Annotated in this window: 13 protein-coding genes; 6 read left to right on the plus strand and 7 right to left on the minus strand. The window is 74.8% G+C overall.

Features of this window, described 5'->3' with window-relative positions; translation table 11 throughout:
- Positions 1-65 precede the first annotated feature (65 nt).
- Complete coding sequence (locus tag VT52_RS23050) at positions 66-1265, minus strand: trans-sulfuration enzyme family protein (protein WP_046424945.1); 1200 nt, start codon at positions 1263-1265, stop codon at positions 66-68.
- A gap of 60 nt (positions 1266-1325) precedes the next feature.
- Between VT52_RS23050 and VT52_RS23055 the strand changes: the two genes are divergently transcribed.
- The 5 genes from VT52_RS23055 (at position 1326) to VT52_RS23075 (ending at position 6601) form a co-directional block, all read left to right on the plus strand.
- Positions 1326-1811, plus strand: coding sequence for an Lrp/AsnC family transcriptional regulator (locus tag VT52_RS23055; RefSeq protein ID WP_046424901.1), 486 nt, complete (start codon positions 1326-1328; stop codon positions 1809-1811).
- A gap of 52 nt (positions 1812-1863) precedes the next feature.
- A complete protein-coding gene (locus tag VT52_RS23060) occupies positions 1864-3552 on the plus strand; it encodes a DUF885 domain-containing protein (protein ID WP_046424899.1) in 1689 nt (562 codons plus the stop codon).
- Between the two features lie 149 nt (positions 3553-3701).
- Positions 3702-3938, plus strand: a complete 237-nt coding sequence (locus VT52_RS23065) for a ferredoxin (RefSeq protein ID WP_046424896.1) — start codon at positions 3702-3704, stop codon at positions 3936-3938.
- A complete protein-coding gene (locus VT52_RS23070; protein WP_046424894.1) occupies positions 3928-5319 on the plus strand; it encodes an NAD(P)/FAD-dependent oxidoreductase in 1392 nt (463 codons plus the stop codon). The genes VT52_RS23065 and VT52_RS23070 overlap by 11 nt, the downstream gene beginning before the upstream one ends.
- Before the next feature lie 40 nt (positions 5320-5359).
- Positions 5360-6601 carry a cytochrome P450 gene (locus tag VT52_RS23075; protein WP_046424892.1) on the plus strand — a complete coding sequence of 414 codons (1242 nt, stop codon included), beginning with the start codon at positions 5360-5362 and terminating at the stop codon, positions 6599-6601.
- Between the two features lie 14 nt (positions 6602-6615).
- On the opposite strand, the gene VT52_RS23080 is transcribed toward VT52_RS23075, so the two are convergent.
- The 6 genes from VT52_RS23080 to VT52_RS23105 all read right to left on the minus strand — a co-directional run bounded on the left by VT52_RS23080 (position 6616) and on the right by VT52_RS23105 (position 13405).
- Positions 6616-7128, minus strand: coding sequence for an immunity 21 family protein (locus VT52_RS23080; RefSeq protein WP_046424890.1), 513 nt, complete (start codon positions 7126-7128; stop codon positions 6616-6618).
- A gap of 63 nt (positions 7129-7191) precedes the next feature.
- The gene (locus VT52_RS23085; protein ID WP_046424887.1) at positions 7192-10191 is read right to left on the minus strand and encodes an AAA family ATPase; all 3000 of its coding nucleotides are present in this window, start codon (positions 10189-10191) and stop codon (positions 7192-7194) included.
- Positions 10188-11351, minus strand: coding sequence for an exonuclease SbcCD subunit D (locus VT52_RS23090; RefSeq protein WP_046424886.1), 1164 nt, complete (start codon positions 11349-11351; stop codon positions 10188-10190). Before VT52_RS23090 ends, VT52_RS23085 begins: the two co-directional genes overlap by 4 nt.
- 108 nt (positions 11352-11459) lie before the next feature.
- Positions 11460-12086 carry a YigZ family protein gene (locus VT52_RS23095; RefSeq protein WP_046424883.1) on the minus strand — a complete coding sequence of 209 codons (627 nt, stop codon included), beginning with the start codon at positions 12084-12086 and terminating at the stop codon, positions 11460-11462.
- 9 nt (positions 12087-12095) lie between these two features.
- The gene (locus VT52_RS23100; protein WP_046424881.1) at positions 12096-12662 is read right to left on the minus strand and encodes a SixA phosphatase family protein; all 567 of its coding nucleotides are present in this window, start codon (positions 12660-12662) and stop codon (positions 12096-12098) included.
- Positions 12659-13405: a hypothetical protein gene (locus tag VT52_RS23105; protein ID WP_046424879.1), complete on the minus strand. Its 747-nt coding sequence runs from the start codon at positions 13403-13405 to the stop codon at positions 12659-12661. The genes VT52_RS23100 and VT52_RS23105 overlap by 4 nt, the downstream gene beginning before the upstream one ends.
- 143 nt (positions 13406-13548) lie before the next feature.
- Here VT52_RS23105 and VT52_RS23110 point away from each other — a divergent pair, with 143 nt between their 5' ends.
- Positions 13549-13956 carry a CoA-binding protein gene (locus VT52_RS23110; protein WP_046424877.1) on the plus strand — a complete coding sequence of 136 codons (408 nt, stop codon included), beginning with the start codon at positions 13549-13551 and terminating at the stop codon, positions 13954-13956.
- Positions 13957-14092 lie beyond the last annotated feature (136 nt).

The raw sequence follows: 14092 nt of genomic DNA on the forward strand, positions 1-14092 counted from the left end.
CACCGGCGGGGCCGCCCCTCCCGGTCCCGCGGGCACCGGGAGGGGCGGAAGCGGTCACCGGTCCGTCAGCCCGTCGCCTCCGCCGCCCCGACCGGCACCCGGGCGGGCACCCCCAGCGCCTGGTCCAGGTCGGCCCAGAGGTCGTCCACGTCCTCCAGCCCCACCGAGAGCCGCAGCAGCCTGTCGCCGACCCCCGCGCCCCGTCGGTCGTCGGCGTCCACGATGCGGTGGCTGATGGACGCGGGATGCTGGATCAGGGTGTCCACGCTGCCCAGGCTCACCGCGGGGGTGACCAGCCGCACCCGGGAGATCAGCTCGTGCGGATCGCCCTCCACCTCGAAGGCGATCATCGCGCCCCCGATCCGCGGGTAGTGGACACGGGACACCCGCGGGTCCGCGGCGAGGCGGCGGACCAGTTCGGCGGCGCTCGCGGAGGCCGCCCGGACCCGGACCGGCAGGGTGGACAGGCCGCGCAGCAGGAGATAGCCGGCCAGCGGGTGCAGGACGCCGCCGGTGGCGAAGCGGATCTGGCGCAGCCGGCCGGCCAGTTCCTCGTCGCAGGCCACGACCCCGGCCAGCACGTCCCCGTGCCCGCCCAGATACTTCGTGGCGCTGTGCAGCACCAGCCGCGCGCCCTGCTCGGCCGGGCGCTGGAGCACCGGCGTGGCGAAGGTGTTGTCGACCAGCAGCGGCACCGAGCCGCACGCGTGCGCGACGGCCCGCAGGTCCAGCTCGGCGAGGGTCGGGTTGGCCGGGGACTCGACCATCACCAGGCCGGTGTCCGGACGCAGCGCGTCGGCGACGCCGGCCGGGTCGGTCCAGGTCACCTCGGTCCCGAGCAGCCCGGCGGTCAGCAGGTGGTCGCTGCAGCCGTACAGCGGCCGCACGGCGACGACATGGCGCAGTCCGGCCGCCGACCGGGCCAGCAGCACCGCGCTGAGGGCCGCCATGCCGCTGGCGAACGCGACCGCGCTCTCCGTGCCCTCCAGGCGGGCCAGCGCCGTCTCGAAGCGGGCCACGGTCGGGTTGCCGAGCCGGCCGTAGACGGGCGGCCCCGCCGGGTCGGCGCCGTCGGTGGCGAAGGCGTCGATGCGCGCGGCCTCGCCCCGGCTGTCGTAGGAGGGGTAGGTCGTGGACAGGTCGATCGGCGCGGCGTGCAGCCCCTGGCGGGCGAGATCGTCGCGGCCGGCGTGCACGGCCTCGGTGGCGAGGGCTCTCGGTGCGGGGCGTACGTCGTCGTAGGCACCCGTGGTCGCTGTGTCCATGACGGGAAGGGTGAACATCGAACGGGATACCCGGATGGAACCCCGTGCTATGTTCGGCCAATGGCCGAATCTGTCGTACTGGATCCGGTGGATCTCCAGCTGCTGCGGCTGCTGCAGAACGACGCCCGGATCACCTACCGCGATCTCGCCGCCCAGGTCGGGGTGGCGCCCTCGACCTGTCTCGACCGGGTGACCCGGCTGCGCCGCTGCGGCGTGATCCTCGGGAACCGGCTTCGACTGGATCCGGCCAAACTCGGCCGCGGTCTGCAGGCGCTGCTCTCGGTCCAGGTCAGACCGCACCGCAGGGAACTGGTGGGCCCGTTCGTGGAGCGGGTGCGCGCGCTGCCGGAGGCTCGCTCGGTCTTCCATCTGACCGGCCCCGACGACTATCTGGTGCATGTGGCCGTCGCGGACATGGCGGATCTCCAGCGGCTGGTCCTGGACGAGTTCACGGCGCACCGCGAAGTCGCCCGGGTGGAGACCCGGTTGATCTTCCAGCAGTGGGAGTGCGGGCCGCTGCTGCCGCCCGGCCACGCCGACAGCTGAATCCCCGCCGCCCCGGTGACGCGGAGATCCCTCTCGTACGAGGATGGGCGGCATGTCTGAGATCAACACCCCGCTGCCCCGCCAGGTCGCCGACGCGTACGTCGACGAGCTGATCGCCCTCGACCCGGTGACCGGCACCTTCCTCGGTGTGCCGGCGAGTTCGCGCACGCTGCCCGACTACTCGCCCGCGGGCCAGGAGGCGCTCGCGGAGCTGTCCCGGACCACCCTCGCCAGGCTGGACGAGGCGGAGCGCGGCCCCGGCGCCGACAGTGACGTGGAACGGCGCTGCGGACGGCTGCTGCGGGAGCGGCTGACCGCCGAGCTCGCCGTGCACGAGGCGCAGGAGCATCTGCGCGCCGTCGGCAACATGCACACGCCCGGCCACTCGGTGCGGGACGTCTTCACCGTGATGCCGGCGGAGACCGAGGAGGACTGGGCGGCGATCGCCGAGCGGCTGCGCGCGGTGCCGGGCGCGATCGCCGGCTACCGCGAGTCGCTCCAACTCGGTCTGGACCGGAAGCTGTTCGCGGCACCGCGGCCGACCGAGACCTTCATCGGGCAGCTCGGCGAGTGGATCGACACGGACGGCGGCGGCCGCGGCTGGTACGAGGAGTTCGCCGCCGCGGGCCCCGAGTCGCTGCGCGCCGAGCTGGACGGGGCGGCCCGCACCGCGACCGCCGCCCTGAGCGAACTGCGGGACTGGCTGCGGGACGTGTACGCGCCGGCCGTCGAGGGTGCCCCGGACGTCGTGGGCCGGGAGCGGTACGCGCGCTGGGCTCGCTACTTCAACGGCACCGATCTCGACCTGGACGAGGCGTACGCGTACGGCTGGTCCGAGTTCCACCGCATCCTCGGCGAGATGAAGCGCGAGGCGGAGAAGATCCTGCCGGGCGCCGATACCCCCTGGGTCGCGCTGGCGCACCTGGACGAGCACGGCCGGCACATCGGTGTGGACGAGGTCCGCGACTGGCTCCAGGGCCTGATGGACCGGGCGATCGCGGACCTGGACGGCACCCACTTCGAACTGGCCGAGCGGGTGCGGCGGGTGGAGTCGCGCATCGCCCCGCCCGGCGGCGCGGCGGCCCCGTACTACACGAGCCCCTCGGAGGACTTCTCCCGGCCCGGCCGCACCTGGCTGCCCACCATGGGCCTGGACCGCTTCCCGGTCTACGACCTGGTGTCCACCTGGTACCACGAGGGCGTGCCCGGCCACCACCTCCAGCTCGCCCAGTGGGCACACGTGGCCGAGAACCTCTCCCGCTACCAGGCCACGGTGGGCATCGTCAGCGCCAACGCCGAGGGCTGGGCGCTGTACGCGGAGCGGCTGATGGACGAGCTGGGCTACCTCGGCGACGCGGAGGAGCGGCTCGGCTACCTGGACGCGCAGATGATGCGGGCGGCCCGGGTGATCGTGGACATCGGCATGCACCTGGAGCTGGAGATCCCGGCGGACTCGCCGTTCCACCCGGGTGAGCGCTGGACGCCCGAGCTGGCGCAGGAGTTCTTCAGGGCGCACAGCAGCCGTCCCGCCGACTTCGTGGAGAGCGAGCTGACCCGCTACCTGACCATCCCGGGCCAGGCCATCGGCTACAAGCTGGGCGAGCGGGCCTGGCTGCTGGGCCGGGAGCGGGCCCGGCAGCGGCACGGCGCGTCGTTCGACCTGAAGTCCTGGCACATGGCGGCCCTCTCCCAGGGTTCGCTGGGCCTGGACGACCTGGTGGACGAGCTCTCCGGCCTCTGAGCGCCCACGCTCACCCGATCGGCGTGTCCGGCGCGCGAATCCCCCGCCTCCGCTTCCATGCTGGCGGAGGGGGACGACCGCCGTCCGGGCCGCCGCACGCGTCAGCCGCGTGATGCGCTCTCCGGACCCTGGCCACCGGAAGGGCGTCGATGAGGCTCGTCGTCGATCTCAACAAGTGTCAGGGGTACGCGCAGTGCGCGTTCCTCGCGCCGGACGTCTTCGCCATGCACGGCGAGGAGTCGCTGGTCTACGACCCACAGCCCGACCACGAGCAGCGCGAGCGGCTGGCGCGGGCCGTGGCGGCCTGCCCGGTGCAGGCCATCACGGCCGACGGGGTGGACGGCCATGGAGCGTCCCGGGGCCAGGAGGCCCCCCATGGCCACTGAGCACATGGACCGGTTCCGCCGCGAGGGCCGGATCGCGATCGTGGGGGCTTCGCTGGCCGGGCTGCGGGCGGCCGAGACGCTGCGTGCGGAGGGCTTCACCGGGGAGCTGACCCTGATCGGCGACGAGCCGTACGAGCCGTACGACCGCCCGCCGCTGTCCAAGTCGGTGCTGCTCGGCCGGGCGGACCCGCACCGCACCGAGCTGCCCCGGCGCCGGGAGATCGACGCCAAGTGGCGGCTCGGCGTGGCCGCCACCGGCCTGGATCTGACGGCCGGACGGGTGCGGCTGGCCGACGGGGACGAGGTGGAGTACGACCGGCTGCTCATCGCCACCGGGGTGCGCGCCCGGCCCTGGCCGAAGGAGCCGGAGGCCCGGCTGGACGGCGTCTTCCTGCTGCGCACCCGGGACGACGCGGCCGGGCTGTACCAGCGGCTGCGCGCGGGGCCGCGCCGGGTGTTCGTGATCGGCGCCGGGTTCGCGGGCTGCGAGGTCGCCTCCGCCTGCCGGGAGCAGGGCATCCCGGTGACGGTCGCGGAACGGGCGGGCGCGCCGCTGGTGGGCGCGCTCGGCGGGGTGATCGGGGGGGTCGCCGCGGATCTGATGCGCGAGCACGGTGTGGATCTGCGCACCCGGGTGACGGTGACCGCGCTGGAGGGCGACGGGGCCGGGCGGGTGCGGGCGGTCCACCTGTCCGACGAGAGCGTGGTCGAGGCCGACGTGGTCGTGGTCTCGCTGGGCTCGGTGCGCAACACCGAGTGGCTGGACGGGTCGGGGCTCGGCGCGGGGCCCCGGGGCATCGCCTGCGACGCGGGCTGCCGGGCCTTCGACTTCCGGGGCATCATCACCGACGACGTGTTCGTGGCGGGCGATGTGGCCCGCTCCCCGCACGCGCTGTTCGGGTACCAGTTCCTGTCCCTCGAACACTGGGGCAACGCGGTGGCGCAGGCGGAGACGGCCGCGCACAACATGATCTGCGACGGCGCGGACCGGCGCCCGCACCTGTGGATGCCGGCGTTCTGGTCCTCGCAGTTCGGGGTGAACATCAAGTCGGTCGGGGTGCCCCCGATGGGCGAGGAGCTGATGATCACCCAGGGATCGACGGCGGAGCGGCGGTTCGTCGGGGTCTACGGCCACAAGGGGCGGGTGGTGGCCGCGGTGAGCTTCGACGACACGCGCTGGCTGGAGTTCTACCGGCGGGCGATCGAGCGGGGTGAACCGTTCCCGGTGGAGTACCCGACGCTGGACCGGCGCCCCGAGAACCGGCGCCCGGTGCCCGCCGACTTCCCCGATCCGTCCCTGCCCACCCACGGCCCGATGGTGACCCTCAGCGGCTACTCGCCGGCCGACACCCAGCTCGTCTTCCACCCCGCCCGCCACTGACCGGCGCCCCACCCGCCGGACCCGTCCCGAGGACTCCCCCATGACGCAAGACTCGATCGTGCGCCGGATCACCGACTTCGCCAACCGCGCCGACCCGTACCCGGTGTACCGGGAGCTGCGCCGGACACCGGTGCTGCACGAGGAGGAGGGCGGCCCCTATGTCATCAGCTCCTACTGGGACATCGAGGCGCTGCTGCACGACCCGCGGATCAGCTCCGACGCGGCCAACCTGGCGGCCGCCGGGGACGACACGCTGCTCCAGTCGGAGGAGACGGGCGGGCTGCCGCCGTCGTTCCTGCGCCTGGACCCGCCCGAGCACGACCGGCTGCGGCGGATGGCCAACAGCGCTTTCGGGCCCCCGCACCGGCCTCGCCGGATCGACGGCATGCGGGGCGAGCTGCGGGAGATCGTCACCGGCCTGATCGACGGCTTCGGGGAGGCACGCGAAGTCGACCTGGTCGACCAGTTCGCCTATCCCTTCCCGGTGACGGTGATCTGCCGGCTGCTCGGGGTGCCCAGGGAGGACGAGCCGCGCTTTCGCGCCTGGGTCGACCCGCTGGTGGCGAGCCTCGACCCGGAGACGCGGCGGGAGGCGGACGAGGAGTTCGCGAAGACCGCGCGCGAGGCCCGGATGCAGCTCGGCATGTACCTGGCGGGGCTGGCCGAGGAGCGCGCCAAGGAGCCGCGCGACGATGTGCTGTCCGACCTGGTGAACGGTCATGGCCCGGACGGCGCCATGACGATGATGGAGGTGCTCAGCACCTCCATCCTGCTGCTGATCGCGGGACACGAGACGACCGTCAACCTGATCACCAACGGCATGCTGACACTGCTGCGCCACCCGGACGTGCTGGAGCGGCTGCGCCACGAGCCGGACCTCGCGCCCCGGCTCGTGGAGGAACTGCTCCGCTACGAGCCGCCGGTGCAGCTGGTGCCGCAGCGCACCTGCGTCACCGACATCGAGGTGCGCGGGGTGACGATCCCCAAGGGCTCGCGGATCTGGCTGGTGCTGGCCGCGGGCAACCGGGACCCGGAGCGGTTCGCGGACCCCGAGCGGTTCGACCCGGACCGCGAGGACATCCAGCACCTCGGCTTCGGCAGCGGCATCCACATCTGCTTCGGGGCGCCGCTGGCCCGTCTGGAGACGCAGATCGCGCTGACCGAGCTGGCCCGGCGCCTGGAGAACCCGCGCCTGGTGCAGGACCCGCCGCCCTACCGGGAGAACGCGGTGCTGCGCGGCCCCCGGCACCTGGGGATCGCCTTCGACGGCATCCGGCCCTGAGACCCCGGGCGTCGCTAGGCGAGCCTGCTGAGCCGGACCAGTCCCACCCAGGTCCCGGTGCCCGGCGGGGCGCAGGCGGCGCGCACGGCGTACGACCCCGCGGTGAGCGGCACCCGCAGGTGTTCCTGCCGGTCCGCCTCGCCGCCCGGCCGGGCCGAGTCGAACAGCACCACGGGCCCCGGCACGTCCCAGCGCAGCTCCCGCCCCCACACCGCCGTCTCCAGCGCGGCGGGAACCTCGGCCGGCAGGCCGCGCTCGCGGTCCGCGGCGGACCACCGTACGAAGGCGGTGTGCTCGGGCAGGTAGGAGGTGGCGGCCGGTTCGTCGCCGAGCACGAGGGCCGTGCTGTCCCCGACCGGGAGCAGCCCGGCGTGTCCGGGGACCTCGCAGGCCCGGTCGTAGTCCGTGTCCAGCTCCTCGCTGTCTGCGCCCGCCCAGAACGGCAGGACCACCTCCGGAACGGCGATCAGGGGGCCGCCGCCCGACTCCACCCACCGCGGCAGTCCGCGATCCTCGAACCCAGCCATGGGCGAAGAACCTACACGTCCGCGTGACGGCCGCCGAATCCGCCCGTCACGCGCCGATCGTCTTCAGCCGGTGCCCCGTCGGCGCACGGTGGAGCCCGACCGGCCCTTGACGACCTCCAGTTGGGCGTGGACGCGGCGGCGCAGGTCGGCGACATGGCTGACGATGCCGACGCTGCGGTCGCGTTCCCGCAGGCCGTCGAGGACGTCGAGGACCTCGTCCAGGGTCTGGTCGTCCAGGCTGCCGAAGCCCTCGTCGATGAAGAGGGTGTCCAGGCGCACCCCGCCGGCCTCGTCGGTGACGACATCGGCGAGGCCGAGGGCGAGGGCGAGGGAGGCGAAGAAGGTCTCGCCGCCGGACAGGGTCGCGGTGTCCCGCTCGCGGCCGGTCCAGGCGTCCACGACATGCAGTCCGAGCCCACTGCGGGCGCGGCCGCTGCGGCCGTCGGAGTGCACGAGGGTGTAGCGGCCGGAGGACATCCGCTGGAGGCGGGCGGTCGCGGCGGCGGCGACCTGTTCCAGGCGGGCGGCGAGCACGTACGACTCCAGGCGCATCTTGCGCTCGTTGTCGGCGGCGGTGCCCGCGGTGAGGGCGGCGAGCCGGGCGACTCGGTCGTACTCCTCGCGCAGCGGGCCGAGTCGGCGCACCGCCCCGGTCGCGCGGGCGGAGAGACGGTCCAGCTCGGCGCAGCAGCGGGCGGCGGCGTCGCGGGCGGAGGCGGCGGTCCGCAGCCGGTGTTCGGCCGCGGCCGCGGCCCGTTCCGCGTCGGCCGGGTCGGCGGGCGGGCACTGGGCGGCGGCCGCGGTGTCGGCCTCGGCCAGTACGGCGCGTACGGCGGCCTCCTCCGACTGGCGGGCGTCCAGCCGGTGCTGGAGCTCGCGGTGGGCCGCGTCGGTGAGCAGGGCGTCGGCGGCCTCCCGGGGCGTGGCGAAGCCGGCCCGGTAGGCGGCGTCGGCGAGCCGGGCGTCGGCGGCCTTGAGCCGCTGTGCGGTCTCCTCGGCGGCACGCACCGCCTCGGCGGCCTCGGTGAGCCGGGCCGCCCGGCGCTCCAGCTGGGCGGCGCGCTCGGCCACGCTGTCGGCGGTGCCGCGTGCCTGCGTCAACACGGTTTCCAGCTGGGCCTGTTCGCGTTCCAGCACCTCACGCCGGGTGAGCCGGGAGGCGGCCCGTACGGCGGCCTCCTGCCGGTCGGCGAGGCGTCGCTCGCGCTCCTGTTCGGCGCGCCGCAGCTCCTCGCGGGCGGCGTGCAGGGCGGAGGCGGCGCGATGGGCGCGGGTGTACTCCTGCTCCAGCTCGGCCGCTTCGGACTCCAGTCGCCCGGTGGGTGCCTCGCCGGCCTCGGCGGTGGCGACGGCCAGCTCCTTGCCGATGTCCGCGGCGCGCCGCTCCTCGTCGGCGTGCAGCCGGTCGGCCTCCTGCGAGGCGGTGTGGGCGCGCTCCTCGGTCGCGCGGTCCACGTGTCCGGCGACCTTGCGGGCGGGCGCGGGGTGTTCGGTGGCGCCGCAGACCGCGCAGGGCGTGCCGTCGGTGAGGCGGGCGGCGAGTTCGGCGGCGATGCCGTCGAGTCGCTGCTCCTTGAGTTCGAGCCAGTGGGCGCGGGCGTCCAGGGCCCGCTGCCCGGCTTCCCGGGCGCGCCGTCGCGCCGTGTCCAGGCCGGCGGTGAGGGCGTCGCGGGTGCGGGCGGCGGCCAGCCGGCGCTGCGCCGGCTCGCGGCGTACGGCGAGCTGTTCGGCGCGGGTGGCGGCCTCCTGGGCGGTGTCGAGTCGCGCCTGGAGCGTCGTGCGCGCGCCCTCCCAGCCGTCCAGCCAGGCGTCGGCCTCGCGCAGCACGTCCTCGTCGGCCCGCTCCTGGCGGTCCAGCCCGGCGCGTTCCGTTGCCAGTTCGGCGAGGCGTCGCTCGGCGCGCCGGGCGGCGGCCAGACCGCCCAGTTCCTCGGTGGCGCGGCGCGCGGCGGCGGCGAGTCCGCTCGCGTCGGCATCGGCGAGGGGCGCGGGCAGCGGGCCCCGGGCGCGGGCCTCGGCGGCGTCGGCCCCGCGGTGTTCCCGCTCGGCCTCCTCGCGCAGCTCCAGCGCGGGCGCGACCGCCTCCGCCTTGCGGGAGCGCTGCATCCGCTCCTGGTCGGCCCGGTGCCCGTCGGCCCGCTCCCGGAGGCGTTCGGCCCGGCGCTCCGCCTCGGCGAACCGCTGCTGGAGACGGGCGAGTTCGCGGACGCGGTCGAGCGTGCGGCGGGCGTCGGTATGGGCGGACTCGGCGGCCGTGAGGCGGCTGTGGGCGACGGCGAGGCGCTCCCGGGCGGTGCTGCGGGCTACGGCGGCGGCGGCGAGCACCGCCTCGGCCAGGCCCGGGTCGCCCGGGGCCAGCTCGGGCGGCTCCATGGCGTCGCCGGCCTCCTGCTGCATGCGGTGGGCGTCGGCGAGCAGCGCCGCGTCGCCCTCGCGCACCCGGACCTCGGCCGCGCGGCGGCGTTCGGCGAGCCGTTTCTCCACGTCGGCGAAGCGCCGGGTGTCGAAGAGGCGGCCGAGGAGCCGGCCCCGGGCCTCGGCGTCGGCGCGCAGGAAGCGGGCGAAGTCGCCCTGGGGCAGCAGCACCACCTGGCAGAACTGCTCGCGGCTCATGCCGAGCAGCTGCTCGAACTCGGCGCCGATCTCCTGGTGGGAGCGGCTGAGGTCCTTCCAGGCGCCCGCCGTGGTGTCGTACTCGCGCAGCCAGGTCTGGGCCTTGTCGACGGTGGTGCCCTTGCCGCGCAGCTTGGGCCGCTCCCAGGGCGGCTGCCGGGTCACCTCCAGCCGGCGTCCGGCGACGGTGAGTTCGAGCCGGACCTCGGTGCGGGTGCGGGGCTCGGCGTGGTCGCTGCGCAAGTTGGCGCCCTGGCCGGAGCCGCTCTGGCGGGCGCCGGGGACGGAGCCGTACAGCGCGTAGCAGACGGCGTCCAGAACGGAGGTCTTGCCGGCGCCGGTGGGGCCGTGCAGCAGGAAGAGTCCGGCGGCGGACAGGGCGTCGAAGTCGACGCTCTGAGCGCTTCCGAAGGGCCCGAAGGCGGTGATGTCGAGCCGGTGCAGCCTCACTTGGCGACCTCCCGCGCGGCGGCGTCGGCGCGGACGGCGTCGAACGCCTCGCGCAGCACGGCCGCCTCCCGCTCGTCGGGTCCGGCGCCCCGGACGTGGGCGACGAAGTCCTGGGCGATCTGCTGGTCGCTGCGGCCCGCGAGCCGGCGGGCATAGGACAGCCGGGGGTCGTCGGGGGCGTGTTCGGGGGCGAAGACCAGGCTCAGGGTGTGCGGGAAGCGCTCGGTGAGCCTGGCCATCGGCTCGGGCGGGCGGACGGCGTCGGTGAGGGTGGCCTCGACCCAGGCGTCCGCGTGGCGGTCGAGGTCCGGGTCGGCGAGCAGTTCCTCCAGGGTGCCGCGGATGCGGGCCAGCGGGCGGGGCACCGGGCAGTCGAGGCGCTCGGCGGTGACGGCGCCGTCGGCGGCGAGGTCGATCAGCCACATGCTCTTGCGGTGGTCGGCCTCGGAGAAGGAGTAGGCGAGCGGGGAGCCGGAGTAGCGCACCCGCTCGGTGAGGGTCTGGCAGCCGTGCAGATGGCCGAGGGCCACGTAGTCGGCGCCGTCGAAGATCCCGGCCGGTACGGCGGCGACCCCGCCGACGGTGATGTCCCGCTCGCTGTCGCTCGCCCGGCCGCCGGTGACGAAGGCGTGGGCGAGGACGACACCGCGGGTGCCCGCCGGGCGGGTCGCGAGGTCGGCGCGGACCCGGTTCATGGCGGCCGTGAGGACGGCCTCGTGCCCGGCCTTCTCGACCCCGAACTCGTCCTTCACCAGGGCGGGTTCGAGGTACGGCAGCCCGTAGAAGGCGACGTCTCCGTGGGCGTCGGCGAGCACCACCGGGGTGGCGACGGCGGACGGCTCGGTGCGCAGGTGGACGCCGGCGCGGTCGATGAGTCCCGCGCCGACGCCGAGGCGGCGGGCGGAGTCGTGGTTGCCCGAGATCATCACCGTGGGCACGCCCAGCTCGGCGAGGCGGTGCAGGGCGTCGTCGAACAGCTCGACGGCGGCCAGCGGGGGCACCGCGCGGTCGTACACGTCTCCCGACACGATCACCGCGTCCACCTCGCGCTCGCGCACGGTGGCGAGGAGGTGTCCGATGAACTCGGCCTGGGCCCCGAGCATGCTCACCCGGTGGAAGGCCCGGCCGAGATGCCAGTCGGACGTGTGCAGGAGTCTCATGACCCCCGAGACTAACGGCCGGGTCCGACAACACGGCCGGTCGCTCCGGCACCACCTGTCATATCCGGCACGACACAAGGGCGTTATGCCCGTTTTGCCGTCACCGTCTCAGACGTCTCCGTACGCCTCGCCGCCCAGCTCGAAGGCGGCCGTGCCCGCCGTCGCGTCGGCGAGCCAGCCCCGGAAGGCTTCCACGTCGGCGTCCGGAAGGCCGATCTCGATGGTGACGGCCTCCCCGTAGCGGACGTCACGGACCTCCCGGCCGGTGGCGCGCAGATCGTTCTGGAGCTTGCCCGCGCGCTGGTGGTCGACGGTGACCGAGGCCAGCCGGAAGCGGCGCCGGGTGCGGGTGCCGAGGGCGTCCAGGGCCTCGCCGACGGCACCGCCGTAGGCGCGGATCAGCCCGCCCGCGCCGAGCTTGACGCCGCCGTAGTAGCGGGTGACGACGGCGACGACGTACCGCATGTCGCGGCGCAGCAGCATCTGGAGCATGGGGACGCCGGCCGTGCCGCCCGGTTCGCCGTCGTCACTGGCCTTCTGCACGCCGGCGCCGGCCCCGATGACGTACGCCCAGCAGTTGTGGGTGGCGTCGGCGTGCTCCTTGCGGACGGCCGCGACGAAGTCCTGCGCCTCCTGTTCGGTGGCGGCCGGGGCGAGGGCGCACAGGAAGCGGGAACGGTTGATCTCGGTCTCGTGCACGCCCGCGCGGGCCACTGTGCGGTACTCGTCCTGCATCCCGCCAGCCTATGCGCAGGCATCGGGCCCCTGGGCGCGGGCCTTGCCCCGGGGCACGGTGAACCAGGTCAGCAGGGCGACGCCCGGGGCGAGGGCGGCCCAGCCGGTGCCGTGCCAGGCGAGGACCGCGACGGCGGAGGTGGGGAACTTGGCCCGCAGCCGCTCCAGGCTGTCGTCGAGCCCGTCCCCGGCCAGGGTCAGGACGAGTTCCTCCAGGCCCGGGTTGTGCCCGACGAGGAGCAGCGTCTCCACCTCGGGCGGGGTCTCGCGCACGACGTCCAGCAGGGCCGGCACGCCGGCCTCGTACAACCGGGGTTCGTAGCGCACCCGGGGCGGGGTTCCCCATTCGTCGGAGGCGAGCTGCCAGGTCCGGCGGGCGCGTACGGCGGTGGAGCACAGGGCGAGGTCGGGCAGCAGGTCGGCCTCGGCGAGGGCGCGGCCGGCGGCGGGGGCGTCCCGCAGGCCGCGCCGCGCGAGCGGCCTGCGGTGATCGGGCACGCCTTCGGGCCAGGCCGACTTGGCGTGCCTGAGCACGACGAGCCGGCGCAGCGGACCGGTGCCCGCGCGGTCGCTCACCCGGGGGTCCCGAGGTCGCGGGTGAGTTCCAGGGCGAGCAGCCGGTCGGCGTGGGCGAACGTCTCGAACCGGGCTCCGTCGGCCACGGCCGGGTCGGCCGCGGTCGCGGCCAGCACCTCCAGCACGCCCGGCATGTCCAGATCGTCCTCCCACGCCCCGGTGAGCCGCCGGCGCACCGCCTCCGGCACGGGCCGCGAGGGCTGCCGCGCCCAGCCCGCCACGTCCCGCCGCCACCCGGCCAGCCGCTCGGCGGCACGGCCCAGGGCCGCCTCGTCCAGCGTGACGGTCTCCCCGTGCGGGGCGCGGAGCAGGGCGAGGCGGAGGGCGGTGGGGTCGGCGAGCAGCGCGGGGTCGGACAGCGGGGGCTCCGCACGCCCCGCGGCCCAGACCACGGGTGCCACCACCAGCACCGGCCCCTCGCCACGGACCGCGTCCGCCTCCGCCTCCCGCGCCGCCACCCGCACCACTCCCGCCTCCGCGAACCCCGGTCCGCGCGCCTCCTCGAAGGGCCGGACGGCGAGCGCGTCGGCGGCGGCGCACAGTTCCGGCGGCCGGCCGGGGGCGGTCGGCCACGCCTGGAGGCCGTTCAGTTCGAGGGCGCGGGCGAGGATGTCGGCGGTCAGCAGCACCCGCAGGGAGGTGAGGCAGGCCCCGGGGGCACGGGCCTCGATGCGGGTCAGGCCGCGGCGGGCGGGCGCGGCGGCGACGGGTTCACCGGTTCGAGCGTCGAGGATGCGCAGCACGGGCCGAGCGTAGGCGCGTGAGGGCCCCCGCGCAGGGACCGCGCGCCGATTCCGGACACCGTGGCGGGGCGGAGCAAGGGGAATCAGCGCCTCCGGAGGCCGGTTGACGGCATCGGACAACGGCACACCGACAGGAGGCGGACGTGTACGACGAAGCAGCGGCGATTCGCAGGATTCTGACCGAACGGGGCGATACCTGGGCGGTGGTCGGCCTGTCCGGCAATTCCGCCCGGCCCGCGTACCGCGTGGCACGGGTGCTGCAGCGGTACGGCAAGCGGATCGTGCCGGTGCACCCGAAGGCGGAGACGGTGCACGGCGAGCCGGGCTACGCCTCGCTCGCGGACATCCCCTTCGACGTCGACGTGGTGGACGTCTTCGTCAACGGCTCCCTGGCGGGCGCGGTGGCCGACGAGGCGGTGGCGAAGGGCGCGAAGGCGGTCTGGTTCCAGCTCGGCGTCGTCGACGAGGACGCTTGCGATCGCACTCGCGCGGCCGGCCTTGACATGGTCATGAACCGATGCCCCGCGATCGAAATTCCACGCCTGGGCTAGTGTCAGAACTTCTTCATCACAATTCGCAGATGAATATTGACATTCGCACACGGTGACTGAGCTGTGGAAACCCTGTCCCCAAGATGCGCAAGATCCTGGGTCAAGATTTGGTAAGCAGTCTTTTGCCGACACGGAA

Source organism: Streptomyces malaysiense, from assembly GCF_000980885.2.
Taxonomy (GTDB): Bacteria; Actinomycetota; Actinomycetes; order Streptomycetales; family Streptomycetaceae; genus Streptomyces; species Streptomyces malaysiense.